This window comes from Bradyrhizobium diazoefficiens, from assembly GCF_016616885.1.
Classification (GTDB): Bacteria; Pseudomonadota; Alphaproteobacteria; order Rhizobiales; family Xanthobacteraceae; genus Bradyrhizobium; species Bradyrhizobium diazoefficiens_F.
Genome location: NZ_CP067102.1, coordinates 1,463,299 through 1,476,730, shown reverse-complemented (window position 1 = coordinate 1,476,730; position 13,432 = coordinate 1,463,299). Strand labels below are relative to the sequence as shown.

The 13,432-nt window shown below is 56.8% G+C and carries 13 protein-coding genes and 1 pseudogene; 9 read left to right on the top strand and 5 right to left on the bottom strand.

Translation table 11 applies throughout. The features are described from left to right. Positions 1 to 273: 273 nt before the first annotated feature. Positions 274 to 612, bottom strand: coding sequence for a metallophosphoesterase family protein (locus tag JJC00_RS38885; protein WP_246774103.1), 339 nt, complete (start codon positions 610 to 612; stop codon positions 274 to 276). A 287-nt stretch (positions 613 to 899) separates the two neighbouring features. Between JJC00_RS38885 and JJC00_RS06825 the strand changes: the two genes are divergently transcribed. The 7 genes from JJC00_RS06825 to JJC00_RS06790 all read left to right on the top strand — a co-directional run bounded on the left by JJC00_RS06825 (position 900) and on the right by JJC00_RS06790 (position 8,887). Further along, positions 900 to 2,213, top strand: a complete 1,314-nt coding sequence (locus JJC00_RS06825) for a DUF2130 domain-containing protein (protein ID WP_200471934.1) — start codon at positions 900 to 902, stop codon at positions 2,211 to 2,213. A 777-nt stretch (positions 2,214 to 2,990) separates the two neighbouring features. Then, positions 2,991 to 4,115, top strand: a complete 1,125-nt coding sequence (locus JJC00_RS06815; RefSeq protein WP_200471933.1) for a DUF3883 domain-containing protein — start codon at positions 2,991 to 2,993, stop codon at positions 4,113 to 4,115. Between the two features lie 9 nt (positions 4,116 to 4,124). After that, the gene (locus JJC00_RS06810) at positions 4,125 to 4,673 is read left to right on the top strand and encodes a hypothetical protein (protein ID WP_200471932.1); all 549 of its coding nucleotides are present in this window, start codon (positions 4,125 to 4,127) and stop codon (positions 4,671 to 4,673) included. Next, a complete protein-coding gene (locus tag JJC00_RS06805) occupies positions 4,670 to 5,587 on the top strand; it encodes a hypothetical protein (RefSeq protein ID WP_200471931.1) in 918 nt (305 codons plus the stop codon). Before JJC00_RS06810 ends, JJC00_RS06805 begins: the two co-directional genes overlap by 4 nt. 350 nt (positions 5,588 to 5,937) lie before the next feature. After that, positions 5,938 to 6,603, top strand: a complete 666-nt coding sequence (locus JJC00_RS06800) for a hypothetical protein (protein WP_200471930.1) — start codon at positions 5,938 to 5,940, stop codon at positions 6,601 to 6,603. Positions 6,604 to 6,845: 242 nt separating this feature from the next. Next, a complete protein-coding gene (locus JJC00_RS06795; RefSeq protein ID WP_200471929.1) occupies positions 6,846 to 7,772 on the top strand; it encodes a PD-(D/E)XK nuclease family protein in 927 nt (308 codons plus the stop codon). Beyond that, a complete protein-coding gene (locus tag JJC00_RS06790; RefSeq protein WP_246774102.1) occupies positions 7,769 to 8,887 on the top strand; it encodes a hypothetical protein in 1,119 nt (372 codons plus the stop codon). The genes JJC00_RS06795 and JJC00_RS06790 overlap by 4 nt, the downstream gene beginning before the upstream one ends. Before the next feature lie 10 nt (positions 8,888 to 8,897). Here JJC00_RS06790 and JJC00_RS06785 read toward each other — a convergent pair whose 3' ends face one another. Next, entirely contained in the window at positions 8,898 to 9,398 is a 501-nt protein-coding gene (locus JJC00_RS06785) for a hypothetical protein (protein WP_246774101.1), read from the bottom strand. A gap of 120 nt (positions 9,399 to 9,518) precedes the next feature. Next, a pseudogene (locus JJC00_RS06780) lies at positions 9,519 to 9,701 on the bottom strand (Arm DNA-binding domain-containing protein); the annotation flags it as partial. Between the two features lie 306 nt (positions 9,702 to 10,007). On the opposite strand from JJC00_RS06780, the gene JJC00_RS06775 reads away from it, so the two are divergent. Together JJC00_RS06775 and JJC00_RS06770 are read left to right on the top strand one after the other, a co-directional pair. Continuing rightward, a complete protein-coding gene (locus JJC00_RS06775) occupies positions 10,008 to 11,384 on the top strand; it encodes a hypothetical protein (RefSeq protein WP_200471928.1) in 1,377 nt (458 codons plus the stop codon). Beyond that, the gene (locus JJC00_RS06770) at positions 11,377 to 12,603 is read left to right on the top strand and encodes a hypothetical protein (RefSeq protein WP_200471927.1); all 1,227 of its coding nucleotides are present in this window, start codon (positions 11,377 to 11,379) and stop codon (positions 12,601 to 12,603) included. The genes JJC00_RS06775 and JJC00_RS06770 overlap by 8 nt, the downstream gene beginning before the upstream one ends. Here the strand turns inward: JJC00_RS06770 and JJC00_RS06765 are convergent. Further along, positions 12,600 to 13,052 (bottom strand): hypothetical protein, encoded by a 453-nt coding sequence (locus JJC00_RS06765; protein WP_200471926.1) that lies wholly within the window; start codon positions 13,050 to 13,052, stop codon positions 12,600 to 12,602. The two genes, JJC00_RS06770 and JJC00_RS06765, sit on opposite strands and share 4 nt — an antisense overlap. Before the next feature lie 4 nt (positions 13,053 to 13,056). Continuing rightward, complete coding sequence (locus JJC00_RS06760; protein ID WP_200471925.1) at positions 13,057 to 13,266, bottom strand: hypothetical protein; 210 nt, start codon at positions 13,264 to 13,266, stop codon at positions 13,057 to 13,059. Positions 13,267 to 13,432 lie beyond the last annotated feature (166 nt).

Genomic DNA, 13,432 nt, shown 5'->3' with positions numbered 1-13,432 from the left:
TTTTACAGAGGACGACATGGCCAAGAAAGCGAAGAAGGCAAAGAAGACCGCGAAGGCAGCCACCAAGAAAGTGGCAAAGAAGACCTCAAAGAAAAAGAAGTAGTCGCGGCCTCGCGACTGAGACATTGCCACCTCGGGGTCGCAACCCGGGTGCAAAGCGAAACCTCTCCAAAGGATCTGAAGTGTCCTTTGCAGCCGTTCGGTATCGCGGCAAGTAAGATAAGGCCGGGCCTTTGTGCAGGTGGCTGCTGCATAATGGCCCGGTCTCTGTTTCTACCCCGGCCAAAGGCATGTGCTCTCGCGCGAAGGATCGAAGCCGAAAGCCGAGACGCACCCAAGCGGCTCGGTTCGCGAGAGCCTGGACGGCGAACGCCGACGCGCGTTATCCTTCGAGCAGCGAACGCCAGTGCATTCCGCCCAGAAGAGCTGCTGCGCTTCCCCGGAAGGATTTTGGCTGTCAAACACGTCGCCGGCGATGACGAGAGCATCGACATCCCGCTCTACGACTATCTGTTCGAGCCGCTCAAACACCTTGCGGTGCTCATGCTCCCGAGAGAAACCGCGTAAAGTTTGACCGATATGCCAATCAGCCGTGTGCAGAATACGGATCATTGTTCCTCCGGCAGTCGCGCCGGAGCAGCACCCGACCATAATTTCGAAACTGCATCGCAATCGACGCTCCGGAGATAACGCGGACTGAGGGCGCCAAGCTGCTGAGAAGAAGCAACCTTGCCTGTTAAAGCTGCTTAAGCACGTGTCAAGCTGGTTTCAGTGGAAAAGCTGCGGGCACATACCGGCGGCGTTCGACCAGAGCGTTGAAATAGCGCTAAAGCCATATCGCAAGCGTAACGAAGCTGGCCGGATCACGGCTATCGTTGGTGCGAGGGACGGGAGGGTTCATGACATTCAACGTAACCGCGGTTGGTGCCGCCCATGAACCCATACTTCATTGCCCGAATTGCAATCACGAGATCCGGTTGACGGAATCGCTTGCCGCGCCCCTTCTTGCGGAAACACGTCAGAAGTTTCAGGAACAGCTGGCCAACAAGGATGCGGAAATCGCACGCAAAGCGGAAGCCCTCCGAGGGGAGCGCGAACAGCTCGAAAAGGATCGCGAGCTGGTCGAAGACCAAGTGGCGCAAAGATTGGCCGCGGAACGCAGCCGGCTCGTCGCTGCGGAAGCCAAGAAAGCCCGGGACGCGGCGGCGGCCGAGCTACAGGCCCGAACCGATGAAGCGACGGAACTTCGGCTGGTGCTTGAAGCCAACAATGTCAAGCTGGCTGAGGCGCAACAGGCACAGGCTGCACTCATCCGGAGGCAGCGGGCTCTCGACGAGGAGAAGCGAGAGTTGGACTTGACTGTTGAGAAGCGTGTCCAGGGCTTGGTCGATCAGATCCAGATAAAGGCCAAGCAAGAGGCCGACGAGGCGGCTCGGCTGCGGGTCGCGGAGAAAGATCAGACGATCGAGTCGATGTCCCGAACGATCGAGGAGTTGAAGCGTAAGGCCGAGCAGGGATCGCAGCAGTCACAGGGCGAGGTCCTGGAACTTGAACTCGAAGGGCTTCTGCGCGGTCGTTTTCCAACCGACCTGGTCGAGCCAGTGGGAAAGGGTGAGCTTGGCGCTGACGTGGTTCAGCAAGTCAACGGATCACTCGGGCAGCCGGCGGGCATTATTCTCTGGGAATCGAAGCGTACCAAAGCTTGGAGCGATGGATGGCTCGGCAAGCTTCGGGACGATCAACGCCGGTGTGGGGCTGATGTTGCTCTCATAGTATCGCAGACACTTCCCAAGCAAGTTGAGCATTTCGACCTCGTCGACGGCGTGTGGGTGACGCACCCCCGCTGTGCACTGCCGGTTGCCGTGGCTCTCCGTCAGGCGCTCATTGACATCAGCGGTTCGCGACTCGTACAGCAAGGTCAGAAGACCAAAATGGAGGAGGTTTATCACTATCTGACGGGCACCAAATTCAGGCAGCGCGTGGAAGCCGTGGTCGAGAAGTTCAACGACATGCGGGAAGATCTCGACAAGGAGCGCAAGTTCATGGGCCGACAATGGGCCAAGCGGGAAACCCAGATATTGGCTGTCATCGACTCCACCGTGGGGATGGTAGGAGATCTTCAGGCCATAGCCGGCAAGGCTATGCCGGATATCCCAAGTCTGGACATGCCATTGCTGGAGAACGGGGGCGACCCCGATCGCAAGGCGGGGTAAGAAAGGACGGCAGTCTCGCAGAGCCTATCCCTGTCTGTGGCTGCTCGGCCGGAGTCCGGAAGACCCTACGTGACATCCATGAATTTGACCGTCACACCGGGCCGGCGCCAAATCGTGACCTCCTTCTGGAGAGGAGTGTCAGATCCTGGTAGGGTCCTGCGATCTGGCGCGCCGTGGCGCGATTTGCCGGATCACTTTGGCCCTTGCACGTCCTGCTATAACCGCGGCGCACGGGCAATTTGCGAGGTCGCGGGTCCGTCTTTCGATCAGGAGTCGGGTGCGGATCGACCAGACTTGGCTTCGCCGTAGCGGGGGCTTGGCCCCAATCAGCTTGCCCTTATTCCAAGGCGTGCGACGTGCCACGGTGGTGGGGCTTTCATCAGGTATGTTCGTACTCCTCGATTGGTGAGGGCGTCGAGCATGCGAGACCTGCGAAGCGGATCGCTGACGGTTTTGAAACAGTCCGGTTGGCGGCGCAAGACCATTGTCCTGTGCCCGTCATGCCGAACAACCGTTTCAGGTCGAAAGCATGCGCGTACGGAAAGCCATGTGCATTGAAAGGTGCCCGCACGGTTTGGAAGGAGGCGTAGGGATATCCTCTAACGAGGTGTCCCGCGCCTACCCTACCCGGAGACGCCTTCGGCTCCGTTCACGACAGCCCGCACGCAAAAACGCAGGGACGCCACAGCTTTCACCACATGTATGCAGTGCGATATTTGCTCAAACAACCATACATGGCGTATCGTCAATTTTTCGATTGATTGATGAGATAAGTAGATGCCGCCTGCCTATGATGCAAAGCTCAAGGAGTTTTCGCAGCGTTTCGACAGTTCGTTTGAGGATGTGGCGGCTCAATGCCGAGGAGCCTTCCTGCGAGCGTTTCCGATAGACCGACTCAAGAACCTGACCTTGGACGGCTACGTCATGGGTAAAGGAACGCCGTCGTTCTGTACCTATGTCGAAGCCAAGACCAAGCCGTGGGCCAATATCCTTGGCGCCACCGCCATGAAATTCGGAATCTATTTCGGTAAGGCAAAGCCCGATACAACGATGAAGTACCGGTTTCACAAGCGATTCAGCTCCAAGGAGCAGGCATTCACCGCCGTCAAAATGAATCTCCTCGACCTGATAGACGCCGGGCGGTCGCAGCGATTCTCCGACATTGACGACATCGAGATTTCGCAGAACTTCAAAGCAAAGATTCTGAGCCTCTATTTTCCGGAGCTGTATCTAAACGTATGCAGCAAAGAGCACATCGAAACGCTGAGCACGGCGCTCGGCCTCCCGGAGGATTCGGCTATCAGTGAACAACAACATCTGTTGCTGCAAGCGAAGCTGGAAAACCGCATCACGAAATCTTGGAGCAATCCCAAGTTCATGACGTTTCTGTACAACACCTATATCCGCGCTCCCGACGAGCAAAAGCACGTCAGCGCCCTTCATAAGAGGAACCATCGAAGGATCAACATCGATGAAATGTTGGAGAACCGTAACAAGATAGGAAAATTGAGCGAGGATTTCGCGCTGAAGTGGGAAAAGGAGCGCTTGGAAGGCGCGGACCACAAGGCACTTATCAAGCTGATCAAGGATTGCCGCGATATGCTTGGGTGCGGATACGATTTTGTGTCGTACACCGCACCGGGCAAGGAGCGCTTTATCGAGGTGAAGTCAGCGGGAAAAAATCGGACAGCTCCAGGCTATCGCTTTTTCCTGTCCGAAACCGAACATAAGATCTCTCTCACCGCAAACGCACGCGACTCGTACTATTTCTATTTGGTGTTTTTCGACCAAGACGGAAAACCTTACGATTTACGAGCGTGGAAGGCCGAGGAGCTATACGCAATCAGCGACCTTGGGCCGAATGGATATGTCGTGTCATTTGACTGGGAAGATGCGGAATAGGGGCGCCGGGTGGACGCATTCGAGCAGTCGGTAAGCGAAATTCTCTGGATGGAAGGCTATTGGGTCCGCACCTCCATCAAGGTCGAGCTGACCAAAGAAGAAAAGCGCCTAATCGGCCGACCGTCCTCGCCCCGCTGGGAACTGGACATTGTTGCTTATAGTGGGCGCGACAATCTCCTGAAGATCGTCGAATGCAAGAGCTATCTTGACTCCCGAGGTGTCGCGCTACGCGCGTTCGACGGCAGCGACGAAAAATCCGCGGAGCGATTCAAACTGTTTGCTGACGGCAAGTTGAGGGCCGTCGTCTTTGAGCGATTGAGGCTCCAATTCGCCGAATCCGGGGCATGCCGTCCTAACGCGAAGCTCTGTTTGGCTTGTGGCCGCATTGCTTCGGATGCCGATCGTACGGGTCTGCAGAGACATTTTGCCGAAAAGAATTGGGAGCTTTGGGATGAGCCCTGGCTGAGAGAGCGTCTCAAGCGCATGTCCGATCAGGGCTATGAAAATCAAGTGTCAGCCGTCGTCGCCAAATTACTGCTCCGAGGCAGGGTCGAATGACGCGCAAGAAAAAGCTGCTCGTAATACTCGGAGCCGGCAGTTCAATCCCTTTCGGAATGCCGTCGGTGGCTTGCCTCGGGCGGAAAATGCGCGATTGGAGCAACAATTGGCTCAATGATAAGGACGCGAGCGGTCCTGCCATCGAAAACTGCTTCGTGAAGGTGTGGGATTCGATCGAGCGTTACTATCAATCAAGCAACAGGATGGTCAATCCAGACAGTCAGCCGCAAGTAAATTTTGAAAAGGCACTCGGCGACATGACCGCTCTGGCGCATTGGGCGATGCCCGCACCATACGGTACATCCTTGCGTGAGATCATAAGGAGTGCCGACACGGCTATGGATCTTCGGTTCCCATATGACAGTGTTCCAGAACGCTATGGGCCTTCAATTTTGATTAATTCGGAACTGAGCTACCTTCTCAGCGCGCTTGCGAGGCAGATGCGTTCGTACTGCCGGGAGTTTGACGACAAGTGCGAGGACTTCCGCTCTTATCAGGCCCTGTTTCGCAAGCTGCGGACGGCGTTTGATCTCGGCATTTATAACCTGAACTATGACGATCTCGCATTAAGAGCTTGGCCGGACGCCTTTACGGGCTTCGCTCCCGATGGCTTCTTTGACAGCAATGCTGTGTGTAGCCGGGCAGATTGGGGATTCATGTATCAACTGCACGGCAGTGTGCATCACACTTTGGCAGGCCCGTCGAGCCAAGCGATTAAATGGCAACGCGACCTTCAGTCGACGTTTATCGACGATCATGGGGGCGATGGACGGAGACACGGTCTGACGGGAGAGTGTTTCAGGCCAGCACCCTGGTCGCAGGCGGATTTAAACTCGACCAGTTGCTCGTGGAGCCGTTTCAGTCTTTCTACTCGGCGTTCGTCCGACACGCGCATGAGGCGGACGCCCTTCTAATCGGGGGATATGGGTTTGGCGACGTTCACGTGAATCACACTCTCAAACAGCGTTTCCGAGGTGCGGCCGAGCGCAATCTGCCTCGTCCGCCTGTCGCGATTGTCGACTATTACGGCGACAAGACGGTGGGTCTGATTCGGCATGATATGTGGAGCCGGAGCATGTGCGATGCTCTGCTGACACCCGAATGCGCCGTAGGACCTGGACACATGCACATCTCAGGGGTGCACAAGCTTGCAGTGTGGTTCAATGGAATGGTTGAGGCCGCGAAGCGTCCGAATGCCATAGTGTCGTGGCTCGACAATCCGAGCGTGCAAGCACTGAGAACTGCTTTGGAACAGTAAAGCCTCATGGACATGTTTGACTCGTTCTACGAGCAGCTTAGATCTGGCCTGGAGATCGGCGAGTTTTTCGAGCGCCACGCCGCACTCTTCCCGAAGATCAGAGCTCGCGGATTAGTGGAAGACTACAGGCTTGGCAGAGGACAGATGAAGCGCCTTCGGGATGAGGTCACGCCTGTCGCTCTATTCCTGTCCAGGCATGCGGGCAACTCGGACAGGGTTCAATTTCCGCTGAACAGTAGCGTTCCCGACTGCAATGTCCTGCATCGGACGCCGAGCCTGCACCGAACCATAGAGGTAACGGTCGCCCAGGCCCGTGAGCGCCTTAACCTCATGACCGAGTTAAACAAGACCGGTTGGGGCCGCGGATTTATCGGCGTGACCGATGACCAACCAAAGAGCGTGTTCGACGAGAAAATGGCGGACGAGAGGGAGGCGTACTCGACCGATCAAGTGCGGGAGACGATGATCGATGCTCTCGCACTGTGCGCCAGAAATAAGGCTCACAGTCAGGGCCATACCCTGATCGTCAGTACTGCAATGGAGCATCTTCCGCGAGAGCGTTGGGTAGAGATGAGGCCGCTGCTGGCTGCGTCCATCGCCCCATTAACCTTTCAAGAGGTCTACCTAGTCGGCCGCCCGGACAACGCAGACCTTTGCCTAAAGCTTAAGTGAGACCGCAGCAAAAATAACTGCGCTTCGTGCGAGGGATCGCGACCGAAGCCGAGAGCCGAAATCCCGCACTCCCTAGGATCCGCGGGGGCTCGGCGACACCCGCGAAAGCGAGTGGACTAGAGCCCGGTCCCGTGAGCGAGACGCGGCAGAGCAATTGCTGCCTATATCAGGGTGGCTTCGTGCTAGGATAGAAAGGTATCCGATTTCAAGTCGCTCAGGATGAGAGCTAGAATGGGCACGCAGTGACACTCGACGGCTTTCTCACTTTCCTTACACTTATCATTGCCGCCTACGCCATCGTGCCGGGTGTGACGCGTTTGCGTTTTCGCCTGCATATCCCGGCTCCCCTTGTCCCACAGGCTGCGAAAGACTCATGGTTCAGTTCAATCGATCTCCGACAAGGGGAACTCCCAGAATTAGATGTTTCCGGCTTTCCGGAATTGAACCAGCGGCAAGCGGCAGCACACGAGAACAAGCAATCTTCTGACATTTTCGCGGGAGAGCAAGGAAGGGTGAGCGAGAGCGCGCCGACCGTTGTCTGGCGCCGTCCGAGCGACCACGATCGAGATCGCCTAGCTGATCCTATCGACACAGTCGTCGTGGCTGACTCGCTTGCCGAACAGATAGAAGTGGTCGGCGGCGGAGCATTACGCGGGATTGTCCTTCACAAGTTGATGGAGGAGTTCCTGGCGGGCGGGCTGGAGGCCCAGGAGAGACCGGTGGCTTCACGTGCGGACGAGTTGCTCGCCCAGTTGCTAACGGACGCGGACGAGAGGGAGATCCGCCCTGATGCGACGGAGATGGCGAGGTGCGCGTTGCGAGCTTTAGCCCTGCCGGAGATAGCGGAGATGCGCCCCTTTCTTCTGCCTGAAGTGACGATTTGGGCTTCCGAGGAAGGTGTCCTGATTGCAGGCCGAGCGGATGCGCTCGCGATCAGAGAGGGCCACGTGGAGGCGGCCGTTGATTGGAAGTCGGATATCACCCCGAGTTCTGCAGTACGAAACCGCTACGCCGCGCAGCTCAGCGATTATCTGAAGGCGACAGGCGCCAAGCGCGGAATGCTCGTATTTCTGAGTCTGGGCGAGATAGTGTGGGTCGAGAATCCGGCCTCCTTATTAGCTCGCCGTCCCGAAGAAGACGGGATAATTCACGAAGCGAGGCCCTTATGATCACTATCAGCGGCGAGTGGTGGGAACATCTCGCGCCCAAGGTCATGCACCGGCGGCGGAGTGAGATTGAGATCCTGCTCCGCCAGTGGTGCAGGACCGGATACGGCGCCCATTGGCTAAGTGTCGCTAAGCAAAAGGGAGGCGTTATTCGCGCGAAGCCGGGAGATTTCATACCGGTTGTGCACCTCGTTGCACTGGGTGATAGGCCTATCTTCATAGCGCCTCAGAATCGCGTAAAGGAGGGGCTTCGAACGGTTGGTCCTGACCAATTTAAGTCAGGGCATACTCTCGAAGCGGGTGAACTAGCGTTAGGAACGGAGGTCCGGTTTGACGTCGTGCTAGATCCAGTCCTGTTGGCGGCGGCGAATCGCCTTGAGACCTCTCCGCGACTATTTGGCGTCACACAGCCTAGCCAAGTGTTCTCCGCGCCGGCCCGCCTGCTGATTGCACCGGAGGCGTGGCTGAAGAAATCCTACGTTCTTTATCAGCATATATTTGGTGAGGGGCCATCCTACCCGGACGATGGCTTCTTCTACGTTGGCGTTACGACGCGAAGCTGGCAGAAACGCTGGTCAGAGCATCGTCGGGCTGTTGATGCCGGAAGCCCACTGCTGTTTCATCGCAAACTCCGTGAGGAACTACGCGAAGGACGCGTGACCTATATCCACCATAAGGTCATGGGGATTACTGATGATCTCGAGGCTCTTTACGCAACGGAGGAATGGCTCGTCAAAGGACACTGGTCTGACGCACGGCGCTTGAACATGATCCCCGGCGGAAAGTCTGGGCTGAAATATCTTCGAGAGAACGGGATGCTGGCCGAGCGCATTGTGCCGATGCCTGACGAACGCGACCGGCTGTTAGAGGCCTGGTTACGGGATAACCCGCGTAAAGGTCTTCCGGCACCGTGGGTGTCGGACAAATGGAAGGACGACGCTTGGGCCATTGCGCAGATCTGCGGGCGGGATGACCGCCTTTCAGTTGAGCAAGTGCGCGCCATTCGTGAGCTAGCGGCTCTCTACTCACCGGAGACCATAGCCGGGAGGATCGGAGCGAGAAATAAAGAACAGGTTCAGCGCGTGATAGATGGCGAAACCTACAGCCGCGTGGTTTGAACGCCGGAGTTCAGCCTTGGAGTTGGCCATGGTGATCGAGAGCTGTCATTAACGCGGAGTTCGCACTCGTGAAATTGTCTAGCTGCCCCGCCAGCGCGTACTGCCACTTTAGGCCATGGAACAGGTTGTTCCTGAAACGCAGAACGATGACGAATACCGTGACGACCCGACAACACGGGTCGTTGTTTCTCCCATCGATGACAGACCGGACCAACTCTATTTGGTCGTTTCGCCTCAGGTGCAGGTGGTCGAAATGATAGGTAAAGGAGCCATTCGCATAGTAACGGGCCCGGAAGTAAGCCAATTGAGGATCGTAGGCATCGGCTTGTAGGATCCCTTTATCATACCAGCCATCAACTGCAGCCCGTATGGTATTAGCGCTGCCGGCGTTCTTGAGTATCAGCGCCTCGAACAGGCTCCACAATAGTGAAAAGTCGACAATCGCGTTCCGCTCAGCTGCGGTTAGTGCATTGAATCCCGGCGCTCTAGCCAATAGCCACTGCATGCTCATAGGCGTGACCTTACAATCCCTCGTTTGCTCCCGATCGAACGCGCCGCGACGCACTTTCAAAGAAATTGTCGAGCACGTGGAAATTTAGCTACTTCTGTCTTTCGACCGGGCTCAAATACTTCTTGCAAGCTCCGGCGTCCAGACGCCATGCTGCCCGATAGTGTAGCGACGTGAGCGGCCGGCCGAACGATACTGAATCAGGTAGCTACGTTTGCCCGATGCGAACACCCGAAGACCAAAGCCGGGCAGTTCGTCATCCCAAATGACGTAGTCCTTTTCCCGGGCTTCCGCGGCGTCGACGATCCGCTAACTGAGCTTTGTCATCGAATTTCTCCGACTTGAAGCCCGTCTCTCGCGTAAGCACCGCATAAGCATGTGGAGGGAAATCGGGGCGCACAGCAGGGTAGGAGCTGCGGCCACCGGTTTTAGTTTCCATAATGAGATTAGGAGGATAGCGAAGCATTGACTGCCCTATCGCGCATTTGCGTAGGGCAGGTTAAATTGCTCCGAAGGCGAAGGCCACACGTTCGAATCGTGTGGGGTGCGCCACTGCTTCTCGAGAAATCAGCGATCTTGGCGAGTAGCGCCTAAGCGGCAAAGCTTCAGGGCTTGGTCCACATCCTCCGGAAAATAAGCGGCCGGGCGTTCAAGGTTGCGGGCGGTGGTTTGGCCACACCACTATTGCGCGCACGGCTTTACTGCTATTGTCAGACATTGCAACCTGCGAGCCATTTCTCCAATGCCGCCGCCCTATCCAGTCCTGCTTTTCGCGGGCAGCGCATCATCGATGAAGCTCACGGGATCACTGGCAAGGTTGTCGACCGGATATCACGTGCGACCCTCGCGTCCCTGACCGCACAGCCCGTCGACGATATTGTCCAAGCGCTTTACAACGAACATTACATCCACCTGCCCGTTCTGGACCGCAACGGAGCCGAACACGCGGAGTTCGAATTTTTTTACGCGCCGTACCTCGCGATGCTTCATAACATCGACTTCAAGACGCTCACGGATCAGCGCCGCGGGACCATCTTTTCTCTCGACGTACCCTTTACCGGAGACGCCCGCTACTTGAGGACTGAACCGACAGCGGTAGGTTTGAAACCTCCGCTTGGCTTTATCGGCGAGAACAAAGTCACCCTGTATGTGCCCAAAGAGAACCACAGCCTTGAGGGTGTTCAACGGGCGTTCGATGCCATCCTGGACAACATCGATGAGCATCTGAAACGCTCAGCGGAATCCCTGAGCGCTTGGCCCATGAACTTCCGGGGTATGGTCATTAACGCAATCGACCAACGGATCAATCAGCTCAAGTCCACGGCACAGATTTCGGCCGGCCTGACGTTCAAGCCCAAGCGACGGCCGAACGCTCCTGACCTAACCGTCCACCCGGTCCGCAAGCAGATCAGACCCGAGCCCTTCAATTTTCAGCTCCCCGCGGAGCAGCAATTCTATCTCGCCGAGGAAATCTACCAACACGTCCTCTCCGTCATGCAGAACATGTCGCTGGTCATGGAATACAGCCCCAAAGCCTTCGCGGATCTGGGCGAAGAGGCCTTGCGCTTCCACTTCCTGGTACAGCTCAACGGGCAGTACGAGGGGGAAGCAACCGGCGAGACCTTCAATGGCGAGGGAAAGTCGGACATCATCATCCGGCAAGGCGGTGCCAACGTCTTCATCGCCGAATGCAAAATTTGGGAGGGAGTGACGGCCTTCACCGCCGCCGTCGACCAGCTCCAGCGATACGTGACCTGGAGAGACACGAAGACGGCACTTGTCATCTTCAACCGCAACAAGGGCTTCAGCGATGTGATATGGAAGGCACAGGAGGCGGTTCGAGCGCACCCGCAATACAAGTCCGGCCCGCTGGTCCAAGGGCCCGCGCGGTTTAGGTACGTCTTCCATAACGCGAACGATCCCAACCGGGAATATGCGCTGACCTTGATGCTCTTCAATGTCCCCGACCCGGACGATGCCAATGGCTAAGGCGAAAGAGCCGCCTCTTTGGGCACCGATGTTCAGCCTGCCGAACGTTCACGTCAAATTCCCGATCGATGTGGATGGTTTCGCTCTGGTCGCTCCGGACGACTTTCGCATCACAGCCATCAAGAAGCAGCAGCCCCGGTTGGGCAGCTTCCTGAAGAGATTCAAAACTGAGTTCGGCGATCCCGTCCAGCCAAGCACCATCATTTGGCGCAAGGACAAGCCGGACACCTATCGTACGATCAGCGCCATCTCCGGATTTCGCGACCTCATATCGATGTCCGTTATTCCCCTGAGCTGGGCCAAAGTTCATCAGTTCGGCCACGTCCAGGGACCAATGTATTCGGACACATTTGCCGTTTACCCATGGATGGTAGACAACAAGGGCCAAGGTCTAGTGACTCAGACGCCTTCCCTGCTTGGTTACCATGAAGTCCGTCGCCTCCGTGGTCAGACGATGCCGGCACTGGCGACGCACCAGCTCGACCGGCGCGACGTCGATATCTTGTTGATGGCCGAACTCCTCAAACGCTGGGAGCGGTGTTTCGCGAATGATAGCCCGTCTATCGAGGACGAGCGACTGTTCCGTTCCCTTAACATGGCGAACGCGGCGGCAATGCTTCCTGCGGGCGCCGATGCGAAGCTCTATGACATCGTGAGATCGGTGGCGCTATGGGCCAGCGCGTTCGAAATCCTCTACCCGGCGAAAAAAGAAGCCTACAAGGGCGTCTATGCCGCGCTTAACAGCATCAGTTGGAATAACTCGGCTTGCTCCACGAAGAGCTACAAGGCTTATGGCGACAAGAGCGGCGCGTTGTATACCCTCCCAGTTTGGTTGTTCGGCGAGATCAATCTTCTGCGGAATGACGCACTACACGGCAACGCGATGTCGCAGGGGCGTTTGATCGTCCCTCCAACCAAGCAGCCGCTTCATATGTTTGCAGCGTTGCTGTACCGGATGATCCTGACGGCCTACCTCAACTTGAAGCTTGCTCCCAGAAGGCCTGACACGGGGCTCACGAAAGACGAAAACTTCAGGCTCGACCATTTTGAGTCCGGCGAGTACCAACGGCACATCGAAGTCGGGCTCTCAACGATCATGTACACGGCGGACGAATATCGTGCGAAGCGCCAAGGCCGTGCTAGCGATGCTTGGGCGCGTGGTCAGGCGATAAAAAAAGCCGTCGAGGAAGCCGAGGCGAAAGCAAAGGACGAAGGCTAAATCCTGTCCTTGAACATTCGCATCATCAGCGCTTTGGCCTTCGTTGTAAGCGCGCGCAGGTCGTTCAGATCGCTGTAATGAAGCGAACGCTGCAAGGAGTTCCGGGAGACGTGGCTTGCCCCGCCGGTTGTCCAGAGAGCATGCGCCACGATATTCCTGCTTGGGTTGGCCAGCCCGTGACAGTCATTAAAGAAGGACTTAATGAGCTTCTTGCGCTTGTCGCTGATTCGCTTGCGGGCGAGCAGCGCCTCTCGGGTGACTGTGCAGAGCATTGCGAAGTCGTAACCGCCCATCACGATATCGCTGTATCCGGGTTTTAGCAGCAGCACCCGCTGGAGCCTGGCTCGTATTGTAAATTCCAGTTGCGAAAAATGAAATACGAAGGCGCCGATCGCCCCGTATACGTCGCGCTCCTGGTTGATCGTCATCGTAGCCGCTTTTTTGGCCATGCCTTCACCCCAAGAAATGCCAGGCGCCTTTCGAGAGCGCCAGGATGCTGACGATACAGATCGCGAACCGCAGAAAAAGAGCGGTCATTATAATCATGATGCCGGGCCACTTCCCCGCAGCATCGATCACCGGTCCCGTTTCCCTCAGGATTTTCTGAGGCCCGAAATCCGCAATGGGCCAGTCGGCCGCCCTTCTGGTCACATCAACCTCCATCCCCAATCTTGCCTCGGCATCATGCCGCCGGACTTGGCGCGCTAGGCGAGCCTGAGGCATGTCCCGGCCCGTCAACCGCAGCAACGCACCCCCTGGAGTATCGTCGGTGCCGAAGTTGACGGTCGCAACGCACCCAGACCTAAGATCGTTAGACTAAGAGAAGGTT